Origin of the sequence: Paenibacillus sp. S25, from assembly GCF_019454085.1 — a bacterium.
Lineage (GTDB): Bacteria > Bacillota > Bacilli > Paenibacillales > Paenibacillaceae > Paenibacillus > Paenibacillus polymyxa_B.
In genome coordinates, this window is the sequence record NZ_CP073683.1 from 3,382,816 (window position 1) to 3,407,874 (window position 25,059).

The following is a 25,059-nucleotide window of genomic DNA, read 5'->3' on the forward strand; positions in this document are numbered from 1 at the left end:
CTCTCTTCTCAGGACACCCCAATACCAGCCTGTGCAAATTGTCTTCCGTAAGCTCGGCAATTCTCCTTATCATCATCCAATGGATTAAATTCAATCTTCAGACTCTCCTGAATGACCAATGCGCCGCGTTCTTTGACTTTTTCCTCTACCAAGTCCACTGCGCCACAGAATTGCGTATAAGATGTATCTCCACTGCCAAATACTGCGGTCTTTTTACCAGACAAATCAAGCTCGTCTAGTTCCTCGTAAAAATCCAAAAATTCATCAGGAAGCTCACCATCTCCCCATGTATATACACCCAGTAGGAACCCGTCATATGCGAGCAGTTCTTGCGCGCTGCAATCATACGAAGCCTTCAACTCCGCCTCATGCCCTGCCTGACGGACGCCCTCGGCGATCAATTCCGCGATTTCCTCTGTATTACCGGTCAAACTGGCATAAGCAATCATGATTTTACCCAAGTTCATCCCTCACCTTTATTTGAAATATGGGATGCTTTCACTCCCTGTTACTCAAATAATATTTGATAATGATTCTCATTGTCAAATATTAATTTTAAAAACTAGGTTTAATCTTGGGGAAATATACGCAAAACAGCCACATTACATGCGGCTGTTGGCAGATAAACTCTATGGATAAACAAATTATTAGTTACAACATAGGACATTACCATATATAATACGCTCCGCCAACATGAATCCACACTTCGACAGAAGCTTTGAACGAAAGCTCCGTCTACCACAAAACGCTGGCTACAAGCAGTTTAGGCAGCTTGTGTTTAATTAAGTAGAATTTCAGCTGTGTTGATAAAAAAATTATGTACGTACAATCCAATCCGTTTTTCATTATTATGATAAAAAACGGATGGTTGTACGTACAAGTGGGATTGATTTCATTTTAATATGGAAGCGCTATAATTACAAGTACATCCTAGAAAAAATATTTTGGACCATTTGACTACTTACTTATTTATGTAATCATTCGATTGTTGCTGAGGTTTGTTGTACAATAGACTCCATATGGGGATTTCTGTGCAGCTTGCTGCCTGAATCCTGAATTGACTGCTGAAGGATGGATTGTACATGTATGTAGCACAAGAATGGAAAGACTATGAAGTAATGGATACAGGCGGTGGTGAAAAACTGGAACGTTGGGGCGATATTGTCCTGCGTCGTCCCGATCCGCAAATCATATGGCCTTTGGCCCAGGAAACAGCCGAATGGCGTAATGTTCATGGACATTACCACCGTAGTTCTTCCGGAGGCGGCAACTGGGATATGAAAAAACCTATCCCCGAGCGCTGGACAATTAGTTATGGACCGCTTAAATTCCACATTAAGCCGACCAGCTTTAAGCATACTGGTCTTTTCCCAGAGCAAGCAGCGAACTGGAGCTGGATGATGGATAAAATCAAAGGCGCAGGCAGACCGATTTCCGTACTGAACCTGTTTGCATACACGGGAGGAGCCACGACTGCTGCTGCGTATGCCGGAGCCAGTGTAGTTCACGTGGATGCCGCCAAAGGCATGGTGCAGTGGGCAAAGGAAAACGTTCAATTGTCCGGTCTGGCTGACCGTCCGGTACGCTTCATTACGGACGACGTATTCAAGTTCGTGCAACGGGAACAACGTCGGGGCAACCGTTATGATGCCATTATTATGGACCCTCCTTCTTACGGACGCGGACCAAACGGAGAAACTTGGAAGCTTGAAGAAAGCTTATACCCGTTTCTTGAATCCTGCATGAGCATCATTTCAGATCAACCGCTGTTCATGCTGATTAACTCTTATACTACAGGTATTTCGCCTACTGTATTGCGCAACATGCTGAGCATGACCATGCAACAAAAGTACGGCGGCCAAATTAGCGCTGGTGAAATCGGATTGCCGATCACACGCTCGGGATTGAATTTGCCTTGTGGTATTCTCGGACGCTGGGAGGCTTAAATTCCTCTTATGACTCAAAATGAACTTACCCGGCATGAGCATGCACAGCCGAACATTCCTGTCCTGTATGAGGACAATCATGTTTTGGCGGTTGTAAAGCCTGTCAATGTTCCAACGCAAGAGGATGCCAGTGGTGATCCTGATCTGTTGTCTTTACTCAAGGAAGATTTAAAAATTAGACACAATAAGCCTGGTAACGTTTTTTTGGGTTTAGTTCACAGACTGGATCGGCCTGTAGGTGGAGCCATGATTTTTGCTAAGACGTCCAAAGCTGCTTCTCGCCTGTCAGAGTCGGTTCGAAGTCGTCATTTTCACAAACTGTATACAGCAGTTCTGAATGGCGATCCTACGGCCCCACAGGGCCGTCTAACCCATTATCTGCTAAAGGATAGCCGTACCAACACGGTGCAAGCGGTTCGGCCTGGCACGGCTGGTGCGAAGGAAGCCATTTTGGAGTACCGCGTGATCGGACAAGCAGATGGACTCAGTCTCGTGCAGATTAAGTTGCACACCGGACGCTCACACCAAATTCGTGTGCAAATGCAGGCGATCGGCTGTCCCCTCTACGGTGACCAAAAATATGGCGGTAATCTGAGCCGGCCCGGTCAACAGCTGGCGCTCTGGTCTTTACTGGCTGGAGCGCCGCATCCGGTTAGCAAAGAAGATATGAGCTTTCACTCGTTACCTCCTGTGCAATTTCCATGGAATGAATGGCCCAGGTCGCTTTATGAGAACATGATTACGTCTGAAATTTGAACCAGAAAGCCCTGCTCTATCTGGATATCGACATCTTCAACCCCATCTGCACAAAGAACCTGCAACGCATGTGAACAAACATGCATTGCAGGTTCTTTTTTGCAGAAATTAAATTAATGCGTCATCTCATCCTTTTACGACGAGGAAGCCACGGACTGCCCCTTCTTGCTGTTTACCAGCTGTTGACGGGGATGGGCGTTTTGTGCATTCGTATTTTTGATGAAAAACGCTAAGATCAGAGCGGCCACACTCAACACTGTTGCAATGATAAAAGCCGAGTTAATCCCATAAATTGTAGCTTGATTGCCTGCAGCCAGCATCCCCGCTTTATCCGTCACGGTTAGTCCCTCAGATGTAACAATCGATGTCAATCGGTTGCTGCTTTGTGTTGACATCACTGTCACCAGAATTGCCGTCCCAATCGAGCCGGAAATCATACGCAGCGTGTTACTCATCGCCGTACCATGTGCATTCAATCGTTGCGGAAGCTGATTCAACCCGGCTGTTTGGATCGGCATCATCAGCAACGACATCCCGAACATCCGCACCGTATAATTAATTAACAGTGTCATATAGGTGGTTGTTTCGGTCAACCGTGTAAATTCCCAAGTCGTTATAGCCATGATCAGCAAGCCAATTACAGACAACCAGCGTGCTCCGATTCGGTCAAAAATAGCCCCCGTTACAGGAGACATGAGCCCCATCAGAATCGCTCCCGGTAACATTAGCATACCGGACTGGAGCGGTGTAAAACCCCGAATATTTTGCAAATAAATCGGAAGCAATATCATACCGGCGTACAAAGCCATCGTCACAATCACGTTAATGATTGTCGTCAAGCTGTACACATCGTATTTAAAGATACGGAACTCCAGCATAGGCTCATCTGCCTTCAGTTGGCGGACAATAAACAAAATAAGCGCAATTGTCCCAACGATAAGCGTAGACAGGACAGGAATACTTCCCCAACCCGATGTTCCTGCATCACTAAAGCCGTATAATAGTCCACCGAAACCGAGCGTAGACAAAATGATGCCGGGAATGTCCAGCTTTGGCTTGGACTGCTCCGTTACATTTTTCAGAAAAATAAATCCGATCACAATCGAAATCACTGAAATCGGCAGGATGATCCAGAACAAAACCCGCCAGTCATAATGCTGTACTATATAACCGGATAAGGTTGGCCCAATGGCTGGAGCAAAACCCATCGCAATCCCCAAGGTTCCCATCGCCCGGCCACGACGCTCTATTGGGTAGATGTTCAAGATAACGACCATCATTAAGGGCATCATGATACCTGCTCCCGCGGCCTGAATAAGCCGACCGATCAGCAATATGCTGAAGCTTGGCGCTATAGCACATAACAGCGTGCCTATTGAAAAAATAGTCATCGCGCTAATAAACAATTTACGAGTTGAAAAACGGGCAATCAAGAACGCGGTCACCGGGATCAATACCCCATTCACGAGCATAAAGCCCGTACTGAGCCACTGAGCTATATTGGCATCTATATTCAGATCACTCATCATTTTCGGTAAAGCCACACTGATCAACGTCTGATTTAATATCGCTACAATCGCACCAATCAACAGAGCGGCCACAATGGGTGCTCTGCGTACATTACCTGGTAGTGTCATTTGAGGACTGCTCAAGTTGATTCATTCCCTTCGGTGTTAATTTCATGATCATTTGTTTATGGATATCCAGGACCATCTCTAGCTGCTCCTTCGGGATGTCCAGAATAGGCAAGACGCGCTCCATCCACATGGCGTCTACTTTTTGCATGATATCTTTTCCTTCCGGCGTAAGCGTCAGCACTAAGGATCTACGGTCATGCTCATGCCGTCCGCGAGCAATATATCCCGCCTTGGTCAAGCGGTCAACCACCCCACTCATAGAGCTGCTTCCCACATGTGCTATGTCTGCCAGCTCGGATAACCCGATGTTGGGGCGTTTATTCAGAATTGCTAAAGCCATATGCTGAATGGCCGTCAGATCCAAATGCTGCTCCTCATTCCAGAAGGCATAAAATATCGTTTTGTTAACCTCCCTTACCGATTGAATAATCCGGTACACCTCAAGTCTGTCTTCCTCTCTGTCACTCACTGGAACCATCCTTCTTTCTAATATCCAATTGACAATCCATATACATATACACAAACTAGAGACTATTTGCATACGAAATGTTATTTATTTATAACTATTATTTTATCATCTCTTATGTAAATGTCAACATTCACCCAAATATCACCTATACTTCAACACAAAAAAGCGCGGTATGAATACCACGATAGGTATTTACATCCGCGCACTCCTACTTACCTTAAAATGATAATCTGCTGCATACAGCACTTTTCATGTAGCCACCATTCTAATTATTCTGCTCGCTCTATTTGTTCCTTTACTCCCTCACCCTCACTTGTCATTACTGAAGTTTTCGCCTTCGTTGTAATTTTCCCCAACAAATAAACCAGCAAATTTTGATTGTGCTGAGAAATTCGGTTTAGTGCAGAACCCAGAAAATCATCCCGGATTTGCAATCCACGCTCTACTTCTTCTCTCCCTTGATCCGAGATAACAATCCATACAATTCTACGGTCCTTTACGTCTCTGAAACGGGTGACCAGTCGATTCCGCTCCATCCGATCCAGCAGCATCGTAACCGCGGCTGGTGTGGTGGCGAGATATGGGATTAGTTGAGACGGTTTCATACGGCCGTATTCGTTCAAAACCTCCAGCACCGTAAGTTGAGCTTCCGTTAGTGATGGAGCCAGCTGCTGCTCCATATGAACCTTATAATCCTTAGCCATTCTGGACCAGATTTTCGCAAATTCGGTCGTTTGCATTTTGCCTCACTCCTTTAAATAACAGGGTCAGTAAAAGCATCAAAGTTAACGTATGGGCCACCGTCCGGATTGTATTTCATCACATTAAATTTTCGCCATTAAGCCTCGGTTTCCTGCCGTTTTTGGAGCACAAAATGAAAAGGGGAAGGAAGTCTCACCTGAGTTTTGAAGGCTGGTCAGGGTTCGACAGCATGACGGCAAAAAGGTCCTCATTCGTGCCGGAATGGCACGAGAGGACCTCTCTTTTTCGAGCTAAAAAGCGCTTGACTTTCCTATTATTCTATGGACTGAGAAGCTTGCGGCTCACTACGCAGCAACACATTCACAATTTCGTCCTTCTTCTCCGCTGGAGCCAGCAGCTTGCCTGTATCTTTTCGGTCGGTTAATGGAGCCTTTTCCGAAAGGAAGGACATCGTTTGTCCTTCTGCTGTGATTGCAAATAATTGAACGGCTTCACGGCAATAGAAGGCAGCCACGATTCGAGTTCCATTCGAACGTACTCGTTTGCCTTCCTTGAACTCAAAGGTGGTGATACCTTTGCCGCCTCTTCCTTGTATAGGATAGTCCAACAGAAGCGTACGCTTACCATAGCCAGACTCGGTCAACACCAACACTTCTCCTTCATCCTCTTCTACCCATAACGCCGCGATAATTTCATCGCCTTCCGCCAGCTGTATACCTTTGACACCAGCCGAGACGCGGCCCATCGCATTAACCTCTTGCTCCTTGAAGCGTATACTCATACCCGCGCGGGTAATCAGCATAATATCCCGGGTACCCTCGCTTAACGTTACCGATAACACCTCATCGTCTCCTGCTACTTTGCAGGCGGCTACGGCACTGGAACGTTTTGTAGCATATTCTTTTAATTCTGTACGCTTTACTTGGCCCTTCTTTGTTACAAATACCAGACTTTTGCCGATTTCCTCGATGTTTTTGAGCGGAATAACACTTACGATACGATCTTCCTTCGATAACGGAATAACGTTGACAATTGGTGTGCCTGGCTCTTTCCACTTATACTCTGGCACCTGATGTACAGGTAATAAAAAGTATTGTCCGCGCTGGGTGAAGACGAGCAATATGTCCAGCGTATTCACATCAAGCAATTGGGTAACGTAATCCCCTTCCTTAACACCGGAACTTGAACGTTCCCCGCCTGAACGAGTGAATGACAACATACTTGTACGTTTCACATAGCCATCTTTTGAGAGTGTCAGCAGCACATCCTCTGCTCCCACCATAACTTCTAGGTTCACCTTAATCTCTTCTACCTCGCCCTGGATATCTGAACGACGGTCAATGCCGTACTTTTCACGAATTTCCAAAAGTTCCTTGCGAATCAGGCTGATCAGCTTGCGATCGCTTTCCAGAATAGAACGATATTGCGCGATTTTTTTCTGGATGTCACCCAGTTCTTTTTCAAGCGTGGTGATTTCCAGATTGGTGAGACGGTACAACTGCAAAGTCAAAATAGAATCTGCCTGCCGTTCGCTAAAACCAAACATCCATTGCAAATTATTTTGCGCGTCCTGGCGATTTTTGGAAGCTTTAATGGCTGCGATGACCTCATCCAGAATGTTCAGCGCCTTGACCAAACCTTCCAGCACATGGGCACGATCCTCTGCCTTTTCCAGTTCATACTGGATACGGTGAGTGACAACTTCGCGTTGATGGGCGATATACGCTTCCAAAATGGACTTTAGCCCAAGCTGATGTGGCGCTTTGTTCACAATAGCTACCATGTTGAAGTTATATGCCACCTGTAGGTCGGTTTTTTTCAGCAAATAAGCTAAAATCCCTTCCGCATCGGCTTCCTTCTTCAGCTCCACAACAATGCGCAAACCATTTCGTCCGCTTTCGTCACGAACCTCGGCAATCCCTTCCACCTTTTTCTCCAGACGGATATTTTCCATGGCGGTTACGAGCCTTGATTTGACGATCTGGTATGGGATTTCGGTAATGACTAGCTGCTGCTTACCTCCGCGCAAGGACTGAATTTCCGTTTTGGAACGAATATAAATGCGTCCTTTTCCCGTGCGGTAAGCGTCCTTGATGCCTTCGCCACCCATAATGAGTCCGCCCGTCGGGAAATCAGGACCTTTGATAAAGGTCATAATCTCTTCCAGTTCAATCTCGGGCTTTTCCATCACCGCAATGCTGGCATCAATAACTTCGCGTAAACTATGTGTAGGAATCTCTGTCGCAAATCCCGCCGAGATCCCACTGGAACCGTTCACCAACAAATTTGGATAACGAGACGGCAACACAACGGGCTCTTTGGCCGAGTTATCAAAATTGTCCTTGAACAAAACCGTACGCTTTTCAATATCGCGCAGCATTTCCATTGCGATCGGAGACAAGCGAGCCTCCGTATAACGCATAGCTGCCGCCGGATCATCATCCTGGGAGCCCCAGTTACCGTGACCGTCCACCAGCACGTGACTCATTTTCCAAGGCTGCGCCATCCGTACCATGCCGTCGTAAATCGACGAGTCACCGTGGGGGTGGTAATTACCCATAACGTCCCCAACGGTTTTGGCCGATTTACGATATGCTTTATCCGGCGTATTGCCCGAATCGTACATTGCATAAAGAATACGACGTTGTACGGGTTTTAATCCGTCCCGTACATCGGGTATCGCCCGATCCTGAATAATATATTTGGAATATCGGCCAAAGCGGTCACCGACCACTTCCTCCAGAAAAGCTGGCAAAAACTGCTCCGATAAGCTCATGTATACACCTCTTTTGATAGCACTACTCTACGTATTCCGTAAAATCTACGTTTTCCACGATCCAGCGCTTGCGCGGATCCACCTTATCACCCATCAAAGTGGACACCCTGCGTTCAGCCTTGGCTGCATCCTCTATCTGAACGCGTAGCAAGGTGCGTGAATCGGGATTCATCGTTGTTTCCCATAACTGATCAGGGTTCATTTCCCCAAGTCCTTTATAGCGCTGAAGCTCAAAATTTCGTCCAAATTCTTTTAAATAATTATCAAGCTGCTCGTCAGTCCAAGCATAACGCACCGTTTCGAGCTTACCCGACTTTCGAGTTATTTTATACAATGGCGGTTGAGCAATAAATATGCGTCCTGCATCAATAAGCTCTTTCATGTATCGATAAAAGAACGTCAACAACAGCACTTGAATGTGCGCACCATCTGTATCTGCATCGGTCATAATGATGATTTTGGAATAATTGCTGTCTTCCAACGAAAACTCTGTTCCTACTCCCGCACCAATAGCTGCTGTAATAGCACGGTACTCATCATTCTTCATAATATCCGCCAGTTTGGATTTTTCCGGATTCATCGGCTTGCCCTTTAGCGGCAATATGGCCTGAATTTTGGAATCCCGTCCCTGCTTAGCTGATCCTCCAGCCGAATCGCCTTCCACAATAAACAACTCATTACGTGTAAAATCCTTGGACTGCGCAGGCGACAATTTACCATTCAAATTGGAACTTTCACTGCGCTTTTTGCCGGAACGCATTTCATCCCGAGCTTTACGTGCAGCTTCACGCGCTCTGGATGCTTGAACTGCCTTCTTGATTAAAGTTTGTGCTATCTGCGGATTTTCTTCCAAAAAACGCTGCATCTGCTCAGATACGATGGCATCTACTGTACTCCGTGCCGAAGCACTACCCAGCTGATCCTTTGTCTGGCCGACAAATTCAACTTCAGCCATCTTGACACTGATTACAGCCATCATGCCCTCACGTAGATCGTTGCCCTCCAAGTTTTTATCCTTTTCTTTCAACATCACTGTTTTCCGGGCATAGTCGTTCATGACACGAGTGTAAGCGGTTTTGAATCCCGTTTCATGCGTACCTCCGCCACGTGTCGGAATGGAGTTAACGAACGAAGCAATCGTCTCTGTATAACCCGCATTGTACTGGATGGCAATCTCTACTTCAATGTCTTCTTTCTCGGCATTAAAGTGAATAACATCATGCAGCACATCCTTGCCCTCATTCAGAAAAGCAACAAACTGACTTGCGCCGCCCTCATAAAAATACTCATCGGACTTTCCGCTGCGTTCGTCTTTAAGTTGAATACGAAGGCCCGAATTTAGAAAAGCAATTTCCTGAAGGCGCTCAGCCAACGTATCGTAGTTAAAATGAATGCCTGCCTGAAAAACACGAATATCCGGTTTAAATGTAATTTTCGAGCCCGTCTTGTTAGTATTGCCCAGCACTTCAAGGCCTGTGGTCGGTTCCCCGACATGCTCCACGCCTTTCTTGTCCTGCCAATATTCAAACCGCTGACGGTGAATCTTGCCGTCCCGGTAAATTTCTACTTCAAGCCATTCCGAAAGAGCGTTCGTTACAGACGCACCTACACCGTGCAGACCCCCGGACTTTTTATATCCCGAACCGCCAAACTTACCTCCGGCGTGCAAAATGGTGAATACAACCTGAGGCGTAGGAATTCCCGTTTTGTGCATTCCCGTAGGAATACCGCGCCCGTTGTCTGATACTGTAACGGAACCGTCCTTATGCATTGTAATATCAATGCGAGAGCAAAACTTGGCGAGATGTTCATCCACCGCGTTGTCTACAATTTCCCATACCAAATGATGCAGCCCCGAAGAACTGGTGCTCCCGATGTACATGCCCGGCCGTTTGCGAACTGCCACAAGCCCTTCGAGCACTTGAATGTCGTCCGCGCCATATTCCGAAGCTCCGCTTTGTGTGCCGGACACTCCCGCAGACAAGTCGATTTTGTCGACCATTCATGCTCCCCCTTTGTCTAATCGTAACCGTGTTTTGCCTTATTCTTGATGATTTTCACCAAAAATGCAAACAGATGTTTTCTTTTACCTTGTCCATTTTAATTCAATATATCCCGTTTCGTAAAGACGGCGAATGAAACAATCAATGCCGCAGCCCCCCAAATGCCCAGTACAGCTAAAGAAAAGGGTAAGGTCATTCCCTCAATCGGGGCGGGGCTTCCAGATAAATAATCGGTTAATTCGAGGTTAACCATAAATAAATATTTAGCACTCTGCCAAGATGAAGCCATGTTTGTCAAAATAGTGCCCGAAATAAGTGTAGCCATCATGACCACGATACTTGCCGCCGTACTTCTTACCAGGACAGATACCATAAAGGCTAACGAAGCTACCACAAGACTGACAAACCAGATCAATCCGGCTTGCAGCATCAGATAATGCCATTGTGGAATCGCGTGTACAGCAGACAAATCCACCGTCGATCCAACAATTTGAAATCCGGTAAATACCGGAACATTAAAACCGCGAAAACCAAAAAACAAGCCTGATATGAGATAACTAATCACAAATACAGCCAAAATAATGAGCGAGACGAACATATACAATGTCAGCAGCTTGCTCAGCAGTATTTTCCACCGCCTGACGGGGCGGGTCAGCAACATTTTTATCGTGCCTGTTGTCCGTTCTCCTGAAACCAGATCGGAAGCAATGGCCATAATCAACAGCGGAACGAACAGATTTATGGAATTATCCATAAACTCTCTGGTAAAGGTGACACCACTCGGCTCATTAGGATTCACATCATTTTCCAAATAATATTGCATCTGCTGCACAAAGACCCGACGGTAGGTCTTCCATTCTTCGGGAACCCGGTCACTTCCCAGCGAGTTTTGATTATCGGTAATCGCCTGACGCAGTTCGAGCCGCCAATCATTGCCGAATTTTTCGCGATTGTTTTCTGCCACTTTCATCTGAGCGTACGTAAAAATCGGCACAAGCACAAGTAAAACAAGCAAAATGACATAAAATCGTTTCTTCTTGATAATTTTGAGTGTTTCATTTTGTACGAGCGGTAAAATGTTATTCAAGTATCTCACCTTCCGTCATTTTCAGGAATAGCTGCTCCAGTGTAGGGTTGATTTTGGTTACACCTTTAACGGAAATACCGGAAGCCGTCATTTGTGTCACCAGCTCCGCAATATGCTCTTCATCCATTTCTGTAAAAATTGCATTGGCTCCGCTGCCTGCCACAATGCTGTCATCAATTAATTCATCGGCGTTCGTAATTATTTGCACATGCGGAGAATTTTGCAATAAGGCAAGACCCTGATCACGAGGCTCCAGTTGCCATACGGCCATGTGTGAGTGCGTTTCAACCAGTTCTCGCACACCACCTACAGCTAGCACCTTTCCCCGACTTATAATTGCCACCCGATCACATAGCAGCTGGATTTCGCTGAGCAAATGGCTGGAAACAAATACAGCCATGCCTTCTGCCGCTAGCAAACGGATAAAAGCTCTCATTTCCTTGATCCCCTTGGGGTCTAACCCGTTCGTCGGTTCATCCAAAATGAGTAATTTCGGTCTACCAAGCAAGGCTTGGGCAATACCAAGACGCTGGCGCATTCCGAGAGAATACGTACTTACTTTATCATGGATACGGCGATCGAGCCGAACCAGCTCAACGACTTCGCGGATACGCTGCTCGTCTACACCAGACTGCATACGGGCAAAATGCTCTAAATTCTCCCACCCTGTCAGATAGCTGTACACCTCTGGATTTTCCACAATAGAACCAATATGCCGTAAAGCTTGCTCAGGGTCACGATTTACATTATGTCCACAGACGGTAATCGTCCCTTCTGTAGGCTTAATTAAATCCACTAGCATACGAATAGTCGTCGTTTTTCCAGCCCCATTAGGACCGAGAAATCCGAAAATTTCACCTGCACGAACGTCGAATGTTACATCATGAATGATCATTTTGCGTTTGATACGTTTCTTAACGTGCTGAACAGAGAGAACTGTTTCGTTATTGCTTCTGTCTCTGCCTGCGCTGCCAACCAGATTGGCGGAATGGAAACTGGACACTGCTGCATCCCTTGATGTCGGATTTTGGGTTATTCCAGCCCCGGTCTTGTCAGCAGATTGGATGCTCATTACTTGTTCCCTCCCTTTTTCACTTCAGCGGGTTGGCTACTTGTAGACTGTTGTTCATTATCCACATTATCGGCATCCTTCGTGGTTGCAACTGCAAACCCTTGCGCGATACGTTCAGCGATTGCCTGATAGCCCTGTCCGTTTGGATGAAAATGATCAGATGATAAATAGACGGGCAAATTTTGCTGGAATAAATCGAAAGTTGGAACCAGAGTCATATTGCTGTTTTGGTTGGTAATTGCCATGGCAGCCAGATTCCATTCTGTGACCACAAGATTACCGGGAATTTTCATTTCCTGCAGATCACTGAATGGATTATATAATCCGACATAGATAATTTTAGCATTCGGATTGATTTTCCCTACCTTTGTCAGCACTTTTTGCAGACGTTTGGCGGCATCAGGCACAGCTTTACGCAAACCACTGAGTGTAGGTGGCTCTTTGCCCGTTTGGGCAGCCTGAGCCCCCTGAAATAAATCATTTCCGCCAATCGAGACAATAATGACGTTAGCCTTTTTCAACACATAAGAAACACCAGGCTCATCCAGCTTGGTCAATAGTCCTTGAGTCGTCAGTCCATTAATCCCCATATTATTTATGAGCTGTGCCTTATGGCCTTCCTGATTATTTAACAAGCTCACCGACCGACGCACAAAGCCACTTCCGGAGTCATCCCCTGTGCCTTTGGCTAGCGAATCTCCAATGGCAGCTACCCGAAACTCTCCCGTCTGAGTAGTAGCTGATGGCGCAGTTTGTGCCTGCGATGAACCGGAATGTACAGGTTGAGTGCTAACCATTGGCTCTGGAGCCGTGATACTTTGTACTGCTGTAATAAATCCGTACAATAATAGCAATGTGGCGGCAATGGAAACGGAACCGACAGACCGCCAAATCCATTTTGATGAATTCACTCGTGTTCCCTCCTGATAGCTTAGTGAAATAAACATAAAGCTTCTCATATCATTTTGCAAATAAACCGTTCTGAATAAAAGCGCAATAAATGCTTAGAGTCACATATAATTTCCCATGAACATGCAAAAAAAGGATGGCAAATGGCCACCCTTATATTTTACTTTCTTGTGCGAATAGTTTATCCTCTCAACTCTAATCAGACGAACCAAACTATTTGCTATCTGGGATGAAACTTTTGATCCATTGTCCAAAACTGCCCGGATTTCGACTTTGAATCAGTACCGTCCCTTCACCGCGAAAGCGGCATACAAGCGCTTCTCCACTCGTTACGCTGGACAGCCAGCCTTTTGATGCTTTTTCAATTTTATAATCCATATAATCCGGCCATGCCACCAGATGAGCATTATCAATAATACGCTCCTCTCCTGGCGCGATATAAATGGGATGAATGGCTCCATAAGAGGACAGGAATACCGTACCTCGACCACTGATTTCTACGATAAAAAAACCTTCACCGGAGAATAAACCTTTCATCAGGTTTTGCATTTTGGTGCTGACCTCAATGCCTTCCGTACAAGCCAAAAAACCGTCCTTTTGGACCAACAGCCTATACGTGCCATCCAGTTCCACCGCTTGTACATCACCTATACTGGCAGGGGCTAACAACACTTCAGCCGGTCCCCGGGCTGCCTTCAGTTCTTGAAAAAAGAATTTTTCTCCGCTCAGCATTCTGCCTAAACCACGTAACAGTCCACCGTCTACCGTCCCCTTTATATCTACACTGGAAGACATGGAAACCATCGCTCCCATTTCCGCTTTAATCATTTCTCCGGGGTTCAACTGCACCTTGAGCATAGCAAAGGCACCTTCATGCACGATTTCGTAGCCCATTCGTTCACCTGGCTTTCCATAAGTAGTCTGCTATCCATTCAACTTGCTGCTATCATACTATAAATACGTCCCTTATGTCTTTTCTGGTATAAAGCAATGGTTACCCACTGGAGGAATAAGAGACACCAAAAGACCCGCTGAACGTGTCAGCGGGTCTCCAGATTAACGTCACATCACTATCTTTTCTTAGCAGCGACATAATGTTGGGAACGTATTTAATACATCTTAGTTACGTGTGAACTCTTGTACCCAATATCCATTGTAGTAAGCCACACCGATTTGTGTAAATTCTGCCTTCAAAATATTCTCACGATGTCCTTGGCTGTTCATCCAAGCTTTCATCACTTCTTGTGGCGTTTGTTGTCCCATAGCAATATTCTCACCCGCATACGTATAAGTTACACCGAATTTTTTCATCATATCAAATGGTGAACCATAGGTCGGAGATGTATGGGAAAAGTAATTGTTCGTACTCATATCCTTCGCCTTGACTAAGGCAACTTCTGTAAGCTTCGCATTCGATGCGAGGGGCTTCAGACCTTTTTGGCTGCGCTCGTTATTTACAAGCTTTACAACCTCGGCTGCAAATTGGGACTTGCTAAGTTGTGCATCCGATCCTGCAGACTGACCCGCGCCTGAGTTTGTGTTTTGTTTTTGGGTCTGTTGCTTGTTATTAGACTGCGAAGCCTTTTGGCTACCCTGTTTGGTTGTTGTTTGTTTGCCGGATGAAGGATTTGCTGTTTTGTTTTTAGCCTTGTCCTTTTCAGAAACATCCTTAATTACGGTCTTTGTTATCGTAGTCGTCCCGTTGGACATATTGACGGTATATCCGTTATTTTGAAACCATTGTTGCAGTTGGGCAGTCAAATCGTCAGCTGGTGAAGCTGATGCCGGAACGATGAATCCTGCGGATAAAATGGCGCTTAGACTTCCCATCACCAGTGTTTTTTTCAACATATTCTTCATTTCGTCATCTCCTTGTTGTATAAATGCCTTGGTGTGAACGCGTCTGGTTACAACTTTGTAATCTTTACTCTAGCAGTATATCATGTTTTATAGCAGGATCAATGGTATAAAAGTTGGAAAAAAAAAGCCCCGCTCGGAATTGACCCATGCGGAACTAAGTTAAAAGTAGTGAGGCTTTAAGTATTAGATTGTCTTGTTATAGGCTGATTATCTAAGCTTTTTGCTGAAACGGTAGCCTTGCTTTTCAAAGCCGATTCGGTTGTAGAAAGCTCGGGCCTCTACTTGTTTGATGCGGTTATTCGCTCCGGTAATGAATAAATGATAGCATCCTTGCGCACGTCCCCACTCCTCACCACAAGCCACCAGGCGCTTGCCAATGCCCTCGCCGCGATACTCCCCGCTCACGACCAGCATGGTGATTTGTACGGCAGGATCAGGATAAGCCAAGCTTTGAGCCGTATGCATGCCGATTACTCCGACAACACGACCATCCATTTCTGCAACCATCATATTCGCTTGACTGTCCTCCCGCGTTGTTCCCATAACTTCTTTCATTACACCACAAGTCATCGGGTATCCGACTTCTCTTAGTAGTCCAGTTACGGCTTCGCAATCGCCAAGCTCTACGGAACGAATTGTCAGTACTGGAATCATCACATTGTTAGACATGATTTACCTCCACTTTCAGCATATTAGCAGCTTCTTTGGCCGTCTTCCGTGCTGTTTCCACATCTTCTGCAGCGCTAAGCGCTACAGCCATCCGGCGTCCCGGCTTGGTTTCAGGCTTCCCGAACACTCGCACCTGTGTCCGGGGTAGCAATAATGCATCATGCAGACCGCTTATTACAAAATCCCGCGTAGCCACTTCTGCCTTCAAAGTAGCTGAAGCTCCTGGTGTAAGCAGCGTGACGGATGGCACCGGGAATCCGAGAATGGCCCGCACATGAAGCGCAAATTCCGACAAATCCTGCGTGATCATGGTCACCATTCCTGTATCATGCGGACGAGGGGATACTTCACTGAATATGACGCCATCAGCTGTTAAAAACAGCTCTACGCCAAACAATCCGTAACCACCCAGTTCATCCGTAATCGTACGGGCAATGTTCTCCGCCTCCGAAAGCTGCTTGTCCGTCATGCCATGAGGCTGCCAGGATTCGACATAATCTCCATCTTTCTGAATGTGGCCAATCGGTGGGCAAAAAGTCGTACCCGAAACCGATCTGACGGTCAATAAGGTAATTTCGCTCTCAAACGGGACAAAAGCTTCAACAATGACACGTGTTGTTTTGGCACGCGCGCCTTCCAGCGCCGTATTCCAGCAGGATTCTGCATCTTCGAGTGCCCGGCATACAGACTGCCCTTTACCCGACGAACTCATCAAAGGCTTGACCACACATGGCGTGCCCAGCTCATGAACCGCCGACCGCAATTGCTCAAAGTTATCTGCAAACCGATAGGCAGCAGTCGGAAGCTGTAATTTCTCGGCAGCTAACCTGCGGATTCCTTCCCGGTCCATCGTAAGACGGGCGGCACGGGCCGTTGGTACTACGTGAAATCCTTCTTGCTCTAATTCTTCCAAAGCACCCGTAGCAATAGCTTCGATTTCAGGTACAATTATGTCGGGCTTTTCCTTACGAATTAGTGCCTTCAACGCCTCAGCATCCTGCATATCCAGACAGTGAGAGCGATGGGCCACCTGCATTGCTGGAGCCAGTTCATAGCGATCTACAGCAATACATTCCACGCCAAGCCGCTGAGCTTCAATAATGACTTCTTTTCCCAATTCACCGCTACCCAGCAGCAGCATTTTCTTAGCCTTGGCAGAAAAAGGAGCACCCCACATCTTGAACTCTTCCCCCTCTGACGATATTGCTCTGATCTCTTTTCATCTTTATTTTCAGGGTTTAGCTCCAAGAATGCAATAGTGCTCGGCATTTAAATTTACAAAAAACGCGATTTTTTGATCTTTTTTTTACAAAAATCTGAACTGTGCTTCCACCAGCCCCCGATATATTCCATGTTTTTTCATCAATTGTTCATGATTACCACTTTCTTGGATTTCCCCATGATCCAGTACAACAATATGATCAGCATTCCGGATGGTGGACAAACGGTGAGCGACCATAAACGAAGTTCTACCTTCCAGTAAAACCTGAAGAGCCTCCTGAATTTTCAACTCCGTTTCCGTATCAATACTGGCTGTGGCCTCATCTAGGATAAGAATTCTTGGATTTGCCAGCAAGGCACGGGCAAAGGATAAGAGCTGTCGCTGGCCCATGGACAACATTCCCCCCCGCTCCTCTACCTCTGTTTCATAGCCAGCTGGCAAGTGAACAATGAATTCATGAGCATTGACCGCCTTCGCAGCCGCTTCAATTTCCTCATCCGTTGCATCCAAACGGCCAAATCGAATATTATCGCGAATCGTCCCCGAAAAAATAAATGTATCCTGAAGTACGATGCTAATCTGCCTACGCAAGCTCTCTACCGTGACATCACGCACATCTTGACCGTCAATCGTAAGCCGTCCTGACGTTATGTCATAAAAACGGCTAAGCAGATTAATGATTGTACTTTTTCCTGATCCGGTATGACCCACAAGCGCTATAGATTGACCCGCTTCAACAGAAAGATTGATACCTTTAAGCGCCTGACGTCCCTTTTCATATTCAAAAATGACCTTTTCAAATTGGATATCGCCCCGTATGGGCGGTAAATCTTTTGCTCCCGGTTTGTTCGCAATGTTCGGCTGTTCATCCATAAACTCAAAAATTCGTTCTGACGAAGCCATCGCAACCAGTAGCTGATTATACATTTGGCCCAGCCGATTAATCGGCTCCCAAAAGTTCCCTACATAGTTAGCAAACGCGACCAGTAATCCCACCGTAAGCTGATCTGTCTGAATTAAATGCGCTCCAAACCAAAACAGCACAAGCGTACCAAATCCTCCGGTAATATCAATAAGTGGGCCAAAAACCTGATTCATGGCAGAAGCCTTATCCCACGATTTTTTGCTAGAGCTATTCATGTCGTCGAAATAAGCCATGTTTTCCTGCTCCTGCGTATACGCTTGTGTAACACGAATTCCCTGAATAGACTCATTCAAATGAGAGTTGATACGCGAGTTCTTCATACGCACTTCTTGCCAAGCGCGACGGATGCGAACGCGCAGCTTGGTCGAGATCAAAAACATGATTGGAACGGTCACAATTACCGCTAAACCGAGCTTCCAGTTAATAAGCAGCAAAATGACAATAATTCCGATAAGCTGTACGCAGTCAATCAGGACATTCACTGCACCGTTCGTAAATAGATCCTGTAACGAGTTAATGTCATTCGTCACGCGCACTAATACAGAACCTGCCGGTCTCTTATCAAAAAAGTTAAAAGATAGCTTTTGAATATGCTTGAACAAATCTTCACGCAAATCGTAAATAACCCGTTGACCGATAATATTGGTGAATTTAATACGGTACGTGCTGGCTGCCCATTGAATCAAATATAACAAGAGCACGGCACCCGTGATGAGCAGCAGCAACTTTACGCTGGGCAGTGCAGGCCATGCGGGAGCAATTGCTCTATCAATGGCTAAACTGATCAAATAAGGAACGGTCAGCTTGGTAATGGTGCCGAGAATCATCATAACCAGAAGGATCGGCAGAATCTGACGGGCATAAGGCTTCATGTATGCCAGCAAACGTTTGAATTCTGACCAGTTAAACGGTTTGTCAATGACATCATCATCTTGATAGACAAAGCGTTCATTCGTTGGCTTTTTTAACGGTTTAACTTTTTCTGCGGGTATATTCATGGTCTCACCTGCCCTTCGGATACACCGTCTGGAGCCTGAGCTATGTAATCGGCGTATTGAATATGATACACATCCTGATATGGACCTGGAGTAGCAATGAGCTGTTCATGTGTTCCACGCTGGACGATTCTTCCTTCCTCAAGCACCACAATTTCATTGGCATGACGAAGTGAAGAGATTCGATGAGCGATTATAAATGTTGTTCGACCACGCATAACCTCTTGAAAACCGGTCTGTATTTCATGCTCTGTCTCCATATCAACCGCACTGGTAGCATCATCCAGTACCAGTATTTTCGGATTTTTGAGTAGTGCGCGCGCGATGGCGATTCGTTGTTTCTGTCCTCCAGACAGTCCCAATCCACGTTCTCCGACGACAGTGTCATATCCCAGCGGTAGTTCAGTTATGAATTCATGCGCCTGAGCCAGTTTGGAAACGCGTATGATGTCATCCATACTGACATGACTTAAACCATATGAAATATTGTTGCGTATAGAGGACGAAAACAAAAACGTCTCCTGAAACACGGAAGAAATTTGAGCACGCAAATCGCGAATCTTCAAGTGACGTATATCCTTGCCATCCAACTTGATACTTCCTGAATTCACATTATAAGCGCGCATGAGTAATTGAATAATGGTAGACTTCCCTGACCCCGTTCCTCCTAAAATTCCAATGACTGATCCCGGTGGTGCGTCTAAATTGATGTCAACAACAGCAGGGAGCTTATTTCCGTAAGCAAAGGTAACATGCTCAAACGTAACATGTCCTGCCACCTGATCGACATCGAGTGTAAGTGCTCCAGCTTCATCGGTTACATCTATGGACTGATTTAGCAGTTCCAAAACCCTTTCACCAGAAGCTTTGGACTGCGTATAGTTATTGATATGAAAGCCAATGCTCCAGATGGGGCCGATAATATACCAAATTAAGCTAAAGAAAGCGACGAGCTGCCCCAAGGTCATTGACTTCTGAATGACCAGATACCCGCCCATGCCCAACAGAAGGACCACACTGACAGAAGCAATCAGTTCCATAGCAGGGAAAAACCGACTCCATAAGGAAGCAGCCTGAATTTGATTACTTTTGTATTGCTCATTACGTACTGAAAATTTCTCAACTTCATATGATTCGCGGGCAAAAGATTTGACGGTTCGCACACCTGTTATATTTTCTTGGACCGCTGTCGTCAAGGCGCTAAGGGCAATCCGCATTTCCTGAAAGGTGGGATGAATCCGGGATTCAAACTTGAATGTGACGAAGAGCAGCAATGGCATGCTGATCATCGTAATGAGGGTGAGCTGCCAGTTAATATACAGCATCATCATAGAGCCGAATACGACCATCAGTAGCACATTGAGGAGTTGGGCAAAACCAAACCCAATAAAGTTACGAATTGCCTCCAAATCACCAGTCAGTCGGGACATGAGATCCCCCGTTTTGGCAGTGTCATAATATCTGAAAGACAGAAATTGCAGCTTTTCGTAACAAGCATTGCGGAGTCGGTACGCCAAGTAGTTACCTAGCCTTCCACCAAAAAAACCATGTAAAAATTGCATGAACCCTTTGATGATGACTACTCCCAGCACAGTCAGAGCCAGCGCCGGGACTTTCCCGAAGTCACCGGGGATGATAGCGTTATCAATTAGCCTTTGGAGCAGGTTCGGATACACCAGTCCCAGGGCCGTCGCTATCGCAAGGCATAAAATAGAAAGAAACAGATAGTGTCTCCTCTCGCGAAAAAAAACTTGCAGTTGCCTGAGCACTTCCATGTCAATGTCCCTCCATTAGTTGCACGACGTTGTTATATGGCTTAGTGAAGTTTACCATTCGCGTTCCAAGGCGGCAAAGAGGATAACAAGCCGTATTCAGGCAGGTTATCAATTGGTGGGTGATTAGACAAATTAAATCGCTTTCTTATTATTGAATATGGCTATTTACTCAGTATTGCTTTCTTTTTGGAGCATGCATAAAACACCGGGTTGTCCCACAACCCGGTGTCCTGAACTTTAATAAATGGTGTACTTATTTATCTTTACTCCAAAGCCGCAATCTTGCCAGCAAGCTCTTCCCAAACCTGTGGCTGCTCACCGCCCATAAGGGCATGCTCCATGCCACGAGTCGTCTCCAGCATTTGCTCTCGAAGCTGAGCTTTCTGCCACATTTGTTCCTCCTGCATCAGCCTAACGTAAAAAGAAGACATTCGTTCTCGTTGCTGATCCACAGCTTCCCCGATTCGCTCGCGTAATATCGGCTCCAGTTTGGTTTGTAGATTCGCACGCCCAGTTCCTTCAAAAAATAGCTTTGGATTTTTAAAGCTATTCCAATAATCCTTCCAATGAATAGACTCCTGCAGAGAAATTTCATTCAGCTCGGGAACAGCCCAGTTTCTGGATTCAGGAATCGTGCAATCTAGTCCTTGCAACTGGTGATTCATGTGTTCTACGCACTGTTGTATAACCTTGTGCACCAAAATTCGGCCCGTTTTTTCCAACCGGAGTGTAGTTGCCAGTAATTCCTGAGACAGCTCCAGTTCGATTAAACGCATCAGCTCACGACCACAAGATGCAAAAGCCGAACGAAGATCACCTACTCCTTCACGCAGAACAGATGGATGAAAAGCCTCTGCCATAAATTCTCCAGTCCGATAGGATAGCCTTTGACGTACATGATACAGCAATTCATCGGTTTCGCCCGATAACACAGATGCACCGTTGCTGTCAGTCAGGCCTAGGAGCGTATGCTCCAATTCCCCACGGATGCGAGTTAATCGCTCTAATCGGATCTCACGTTCTTCCACACTATACCGGGCATCGGTTGCATGTTGCTCTATGCGGTTCCGCAGCCGGCCCAGTTCCTGCATAGCAGAAGCAATGGACAAACCTGCCAGCTCTTCGGCTGCAAATGCTGAAAAATCATCTTCAAATGCATCAAAACGTGAAGCTGAACGCAGCGACGCCTCTCCCTGTTCGGCAGCTTCCAACGCCAGCATACTGGAAAGCGGATAAATACGTGGTTTTCGGATTCCATTCGCCTGTAGTTGTTCCTGTACATGCCGGGTAACAGAATGCAGTTCTTCTTCAGAAGAAGCCAGATCTGATGCATTAACTATAAAAAACGTCTGATCTAGCGCCAAGGTCTCTTTAACTCGACCTAGTTGGTTCAGGAACTGGCGATCACCTTGCGTAAACGCATGGTTATAATAGGTGACAAATACAAGAGCGTCCGCATGCTTCATATAGTTGAAAGTCACGCCTGTGTGTCGTGCATTCACAGAATCCGCTCCTGGCGTATCCACTAGCACGATGCCCTGACGGGTCAGAGCGCAATCATAATAAAGGTCGATATGCTCCACAAAGCATGATTTGTGCTCAGACGCAACAAAATCCCGATACTGCTCTAAATCCACCTGAAGCTGTTCTCCCAGCAAGCTTCCAGCTTCTTCCCATCCGGCTGCGGCAGCCTTCAAAAAACTATAATGAGGCCTACCCGCAGGATGGATGCCTTCCGGAGATAAAGCATGAACGGCTTCTTGCCAGCCCGCTGCCGCTGGTTCCCCCAATCCTAATAACCGAAATGAGTATTTAAGATCTTCCCGCAGCGCGTCCACTGATTTCATATGGACGTCAGCCGTGGCATGGCGCTCAGCACTTGCAGGCGCCATTATGCGGTTAATCGCCGCTGTCGTCGGATGCGGCGATACGGGCAACACAGCTTCACCCAGCAAAGCGTTGGCGAAGCTGGATTTCCCAGCGCTGAACGCTCCGAACAGCGCCAATGTAAACTGCCCGCCCTCCAGCGCAGCGGCGCGGGCATGTAAATCCCGTACCGCCGCTTGCATGGCAGGGTACGGGCTTACCAGGGCAGCGGCGGCCTGCAATCGGGCCGCTGCTGCATCCAGCCGCGTGCGGCGGCCTCCGGCGGCAGGCTGTGCTGCCGCCGTTCCTGCTAGCGGCTGCGCCGATGCGTTGCGCGGGCCAGCGATGCCAGGACGCGCAACGCCCGTTGGTGCCGCAGCTGGCGGGGCAGTAGCGGCGGTATCGGACGCCGGTGCAGGCGCGTCCGCACGGGGCAAGCCGCCTGGCGCGGAAGCCTGCGGCAGCAAGCTGCGCAGCAGGCTGGCGTGCGAAGCCGAGGCCTGCACGCGGGTGCTGTAGCGGCTCGCCGCGTCCGCCTGCGCCAGCAGCGCAGTGCGTGCATCCGCGAGAGCCGCGCGGCTAGCTTCGGCTCGCACTGCAAGCTGGGCCAGCAGCTGGTCTACCAGCGTTAGCGCCTTACGGCGACTATCGGCGGTCACAGCAGCGCGTAGATCCTTGCAATAGTTCAACGTATACTCGGGAGACAACGCATTTTCCTTCACCGTCTGCTCCACCAGTTGCCGGTCCGTCACAGGGCGGATATCATCCAGCTCCTGCTCCATCGCAGCGGACCACAAACCCTGACTGTCACCCCAAGACCTCAGTAGCTCACGTATATGAGGAAGCAATTGTCCCTCCACCTGATCAGTCAGCATTCCTGTCAGCCGTTCCAAACGGCTTTCCTTTTCTCGTTCAGTCTTTCCTCCTGAAAACCATAGCCCTGTTTTGAAGCCCGGCTTGCGGCTCTCTAAGTATTCGCCTGCGGCTTCACGTAGCTCCGCTGGCGTCAAATGTGCGTGTTCCAGTAAATGATCCAGCTCTTGACGCAGTCGTTTACGCTCCTGCTCCGGAAGTATCTTCCAGTGTTCATCTTCTTGCTGCAAGGTTTTCTGCTCTAAATCCAGGCGCAAAATGGCTTCTTCTCCACCTGCATCTTTTAACAGTGTGTTCAGTTCCTCTTCTTCAGCTGCCTGCACAGTCTCCACATGTTGCTCTACCAAATGATGCATAGAGGACACTAAACTGTATGCCAAAAGCTCTGTTTTTCGCTCCAGCAATTTCGGAATCAGGTGCGTCAACTGTTTCCACTGGTTCCATGGGTGATTCTGTTCCTTCAAGGAAGTAAAAAGGATATCCGTATAATGAACCTGCCAGGCATGGAAGCTGGTCTCTACCTCATTACGATAACGTGTAAATGAAAGCTCTCGCTCCCGGTGTTTATCGATTTGATTGATGATCAAATATAACGGCTTGCCCCAATCCGACAAACTTTTGGCAAAGGACAAATTATTTTCAGATTGGACATGATTGTAATCCATCACATAAAAAACAATATCTGCCCAATGTAAAGCAGAATGTGTCGCCAGCGCATGTCCGTGGTCTGTGGAATCTACGCCTGGTGTATCCAGCAGCACTCCTCCGCTAGATAATATCGGAACATCCTCCCACACTTGAACCGATTCATAGGCTCCACCATTTTTACAATACTCAGCAAGCTCGGACAGGGAGGCTTCCATGCTTTCCGGCTCTGGGTTTTCCGCTGATTTGGCTGGATGAATGAGCGCTCTCGGACGTCCATAACGGATGGACACTACATTAGCGCTCGTAGGCACCGGTCCAGACGGCAGTACAGTTTTACCACACAGGCTGTTAATCAAGCTCGATTTACCCGCTGAAAAATGTCCACAAAAGGCAATGGTCAGCTCCTGTGCATATGCTTTTTCCAGCAGATCACCTATCGCCTTCGCTCCCGCTTCATCCCCGGCTTTACGCAATGTATTCTGTATCTGTTCTATCGTATCCAACCACTTTCCCGCATCTCCTGTAATCGTTTGCATCATAAGCTACGGTTCCACTCCTTATCACTTGTCTGCACCAAATAGCTATATTGTAGCATTCCTAAGCCGTTGTGAGAATCATCACATCAAAAAAACTAAACAGCGCTCCCCGCCAGTACCTGGCTTTAGGGAACGCTGTTTTCGTACATGATAATAATAAGTTCATTTTATTCTGTTCAAAACGGATCATTAAAAATAAATATTTAGGCAACCGAATGCAATTCATCAGAGCCCTCAAAGAGCACCGACGAAGCAAGATATGTATACAACGGGTGAGCCTGCTCATCACATACATTCACCTTTTAGAACATGGGGAACGCGACACCATAATTC

At 46.8% G+C, this 25,059-nt stretch carries 18 protein-coding genes; 2 read left to right on the forward strand and 16 right to left on the reverse strand.

Annotation, left to right across the window (positions count from 1 at the left end; genetic code table 11):
* Window positions 1-8 precede the first annotated feature (8 nt).
* Entirely contained in the window at window positions 9-467 is a 459-nt protein-coding gene (locus KAI37_RS14800) for a flavodoxin (RefSeq protein WP_071641253.1), read from the reverse strand.
* Between the two features lie 615 nt (window positions 468-1,082).
* Here KAI37_RS14800 and KAI37_RS14805 point away from each other — a divergent pair.
* Both KAI37_RS14805 and KAI37_RS14810 read left to right on the forward strand, forming a co-directional pair.
* Entirely contained in the window at window positions 1,083-1,946 is an 864-nt protein-coding gene (locus KAI37_RS14805) for a class I SAM-dependent methyltransferase (protein ID WP_028540694.1), read from the forward strand.
* Between the two features lie 9 nt (window positions 1,947-1,955).
* Window positions 1,956-2,702 carry an RluA family pseudouridine synthase gene (locus KAI37_RS14810; protein ID WP_220029747.1) on the forward strand — a complete coding sequence of 249 codons (747 nt, stop codon included), beginning with the start codon at window positions 1,956-1,958 and terminating at the stop codon, window positions 2,700-2,702.
* 134 nt (window positions 2,703-2,836) lie between these two features.
* On the opposite strand, the gene KAI37_RS14815 is transcribed toward KAI37_RS14810, so the two are convergent.
* The 15 genes from KAI37_RS14815 to KAI37_RS14885 all read right to left on the reverse strand — a co-directional run bounded on the left by KAI37_RS14815 (window position 2,837) and on the right by KAI37_RS14885 (window position 24,729).
* Window positions 2,837-4,339: a DHA2 family efflux MFS transporter permease subunit gene (locus tag KAI37_RS14815; RefSeq protein ID WP_071641256.1), complete on the reverse strand. Its 1,503-nt coding sequence runs from the start codon at window positions 4,337-4,339 to the stop codon at window positions 2,837-2,839.
* Window positions 4,323-4,808: a MarR family winged helix-turn-helix transcriptional regulator gene (locus KAI37_RS14820; protein ID WP_025722031.1), complete on the reverse strand. Its 486-nt coding sequence runs from the start codon at window positions 4,806-4,808 to the stop codon at window positions 4,323-4,325. The genes KAI37_RS14815 and KAI37_RS14820 overlap by 17 nt, the downstream gene beginning before the upstream one ends.
* A gap of 269 nt (window positions 4,809-5,077) precedes the next feature.
* Window positions 5,078-5,548, reverse strand: a complete 471-nt coding sequence (locus KAI37_RS14825; RefSeq protein WP_071641259.1) for a MarR family winged helix-turn-helix transcriptional regulator — start codon at window positions 5,546-5,548, stop codon at window positions 5,078-5,080.
* Window positions 5,549-5,823: 275 nt separating this feature from the next.
* Window positions 5,824-8,286: a DNA gyrase subunit A gene (gene gyrA, locus KAI37_RS14830; protein ID WP_071641261.1), complete on the reverse strand. Its 2,463-nt coding sequence runs from the start codon at window positions 8,284-8,286 to the stop codon at window positions 5,824-5,826.
* Between the two features lie 22 nt (window positions 8,287-8,308).
* Window positions 8,309-10,288, reverse strand: a complete 1,980-nt coding sequence (parE, locus tag KAI37_RS14835; protein WP_028540692.1) for a DNA topoisomerase IV subunit B — start codon at window positions 10,286-10,288, stop codon at window positions 8,309-8,311.
* Window positions 10,289-10,386: 98 nt separating this feature from the next.
* Entirely contained in the window at window positions 10,387-11,376 is a 990-nt protein-coding gene (locus KAI37_RS14840) for an ABC transporter permease (RefSeq protein ID WP_076293083.1), read from the reverse strand.
* A complete protein-coding gene (locus tag KAI37_RS14845; RefSeq protein WP_220029748.1) occupies window positions 11,369-12,448 on the reverse strand; it encodes an ABC transporter ATP-binding protein in 1,080 nt (359 codons plus the stop codon). Before KAI37_RS14845 ends, KAI37_RS14840 begins: the two co-directional genes overlap by 8 nt.
* Window positions 12,448-13,395 (reverse strand): GDSL-type esterase/lipase family protein, encoded by a 948-nt coding sequence (locus KAI37_RS14850; RefSeq protein ID WP_220029749.1) that lies wholly within the window; start codon window positions 13,393-13,395, stop codon window positions 12,448-12,450. Before KAI37_RS14850 ends, KAI37_RS14845 begins: the two co-directional genes overlap by 1 nt.
* 175 nt (window positions 13,396-13,570) lie before the next feature.
* Entirely contained in the window at window positions 13,571-14,251 is a 681-nt protein-coding gene (locus tag KAI37_RS14855) for a TIGR00266 family protein (RefSeq protein ID WP_076293080.1), read from the reverse strand.
* Between the two features lie 225 nt (window positions 14,252-14,476).
* Window positions 14,477-15,217 carry a CAP domain-containing protein gene (locus KAI37_RS14860; RefSeq protein WP_071641271.1) on the reverse strand — a complete coding sequence of 247 codons (741 nt, stop codon included), beginning with the start codon at window positions 15,215-15,217 and terminating at the stop codon, window positions 14,477-14,479.
* 207 nt (window positions 15,218-15,424) lie between these two features.
* Complete coding sequence (locus KAI37_RS14865) at window positions 15,425-15,886, reverse strand: GNAT family N-acetyltransferase (RefSeq protein ID WP_013310623.1); 462 nt, start codon at window positions 15,884-15,886, stop codon at window positions 15,425-15,427.
* Window positions 15,879-17,063: a formate-dependent phosphoribosylglycinamide formyltransferase gene (gene purT, locus KAI37_RS14870; RefSeq protein ID WP_071641273.1), complete on the reverse strand. Its 1,185-nt coding sequence runs from the start codon at window positions 17,061-17,063 to the stop codon at window positions 15,879-15,881. The genes KAI37_RS14865 and purT overlap by 8 nt, the downstream gene beginning before the upstream one ends.
* Before the next feature lie 129 nt (window positions 17,064-17,192).
* Complete coding sequence (locus tag KAI37_RS14875; protein ID WP_071641275.1) at window positions 17,193-19,031, reverse strand: ABC transporter ATP-binding protein; 1,839 nt, start codon at window positions 19,029-19,031, stop codon at window positions 17,193-17,195.
* Window positions 19,028-20,803: an ABC transporter ATP-binding protein gene (locus tag KAI37_RS14880; RefSeq protein WP_076293079.1), complete on the reverse strand. Its 1,776-nt coding sequence runs from the start codon at window positions 20,801-20,803 to the stop codon at window positions 19,028-19,030. Before KAI37_RS14880 ends, KAI37_RS14875 begins: the two co-directional genes overlap by 4 nt.
* A 263-nt stretch (window positions 20,804-21,066) precedes the next feature.
* The gene (locus tag KAI37_RS14885; protein ID WP_220029750.1) at window positions 21,067-24,729 is read right to left on the reverse strand and encodes a dynamin family protein; all 3,663 of its coding nucleotides are present in this window, start codon (window positions 24,727-24,729) and stop codon (window positions 21,067-21,069) included.
* Window positions 24,730-25,059: the final 330 nt, after the last annotated feature.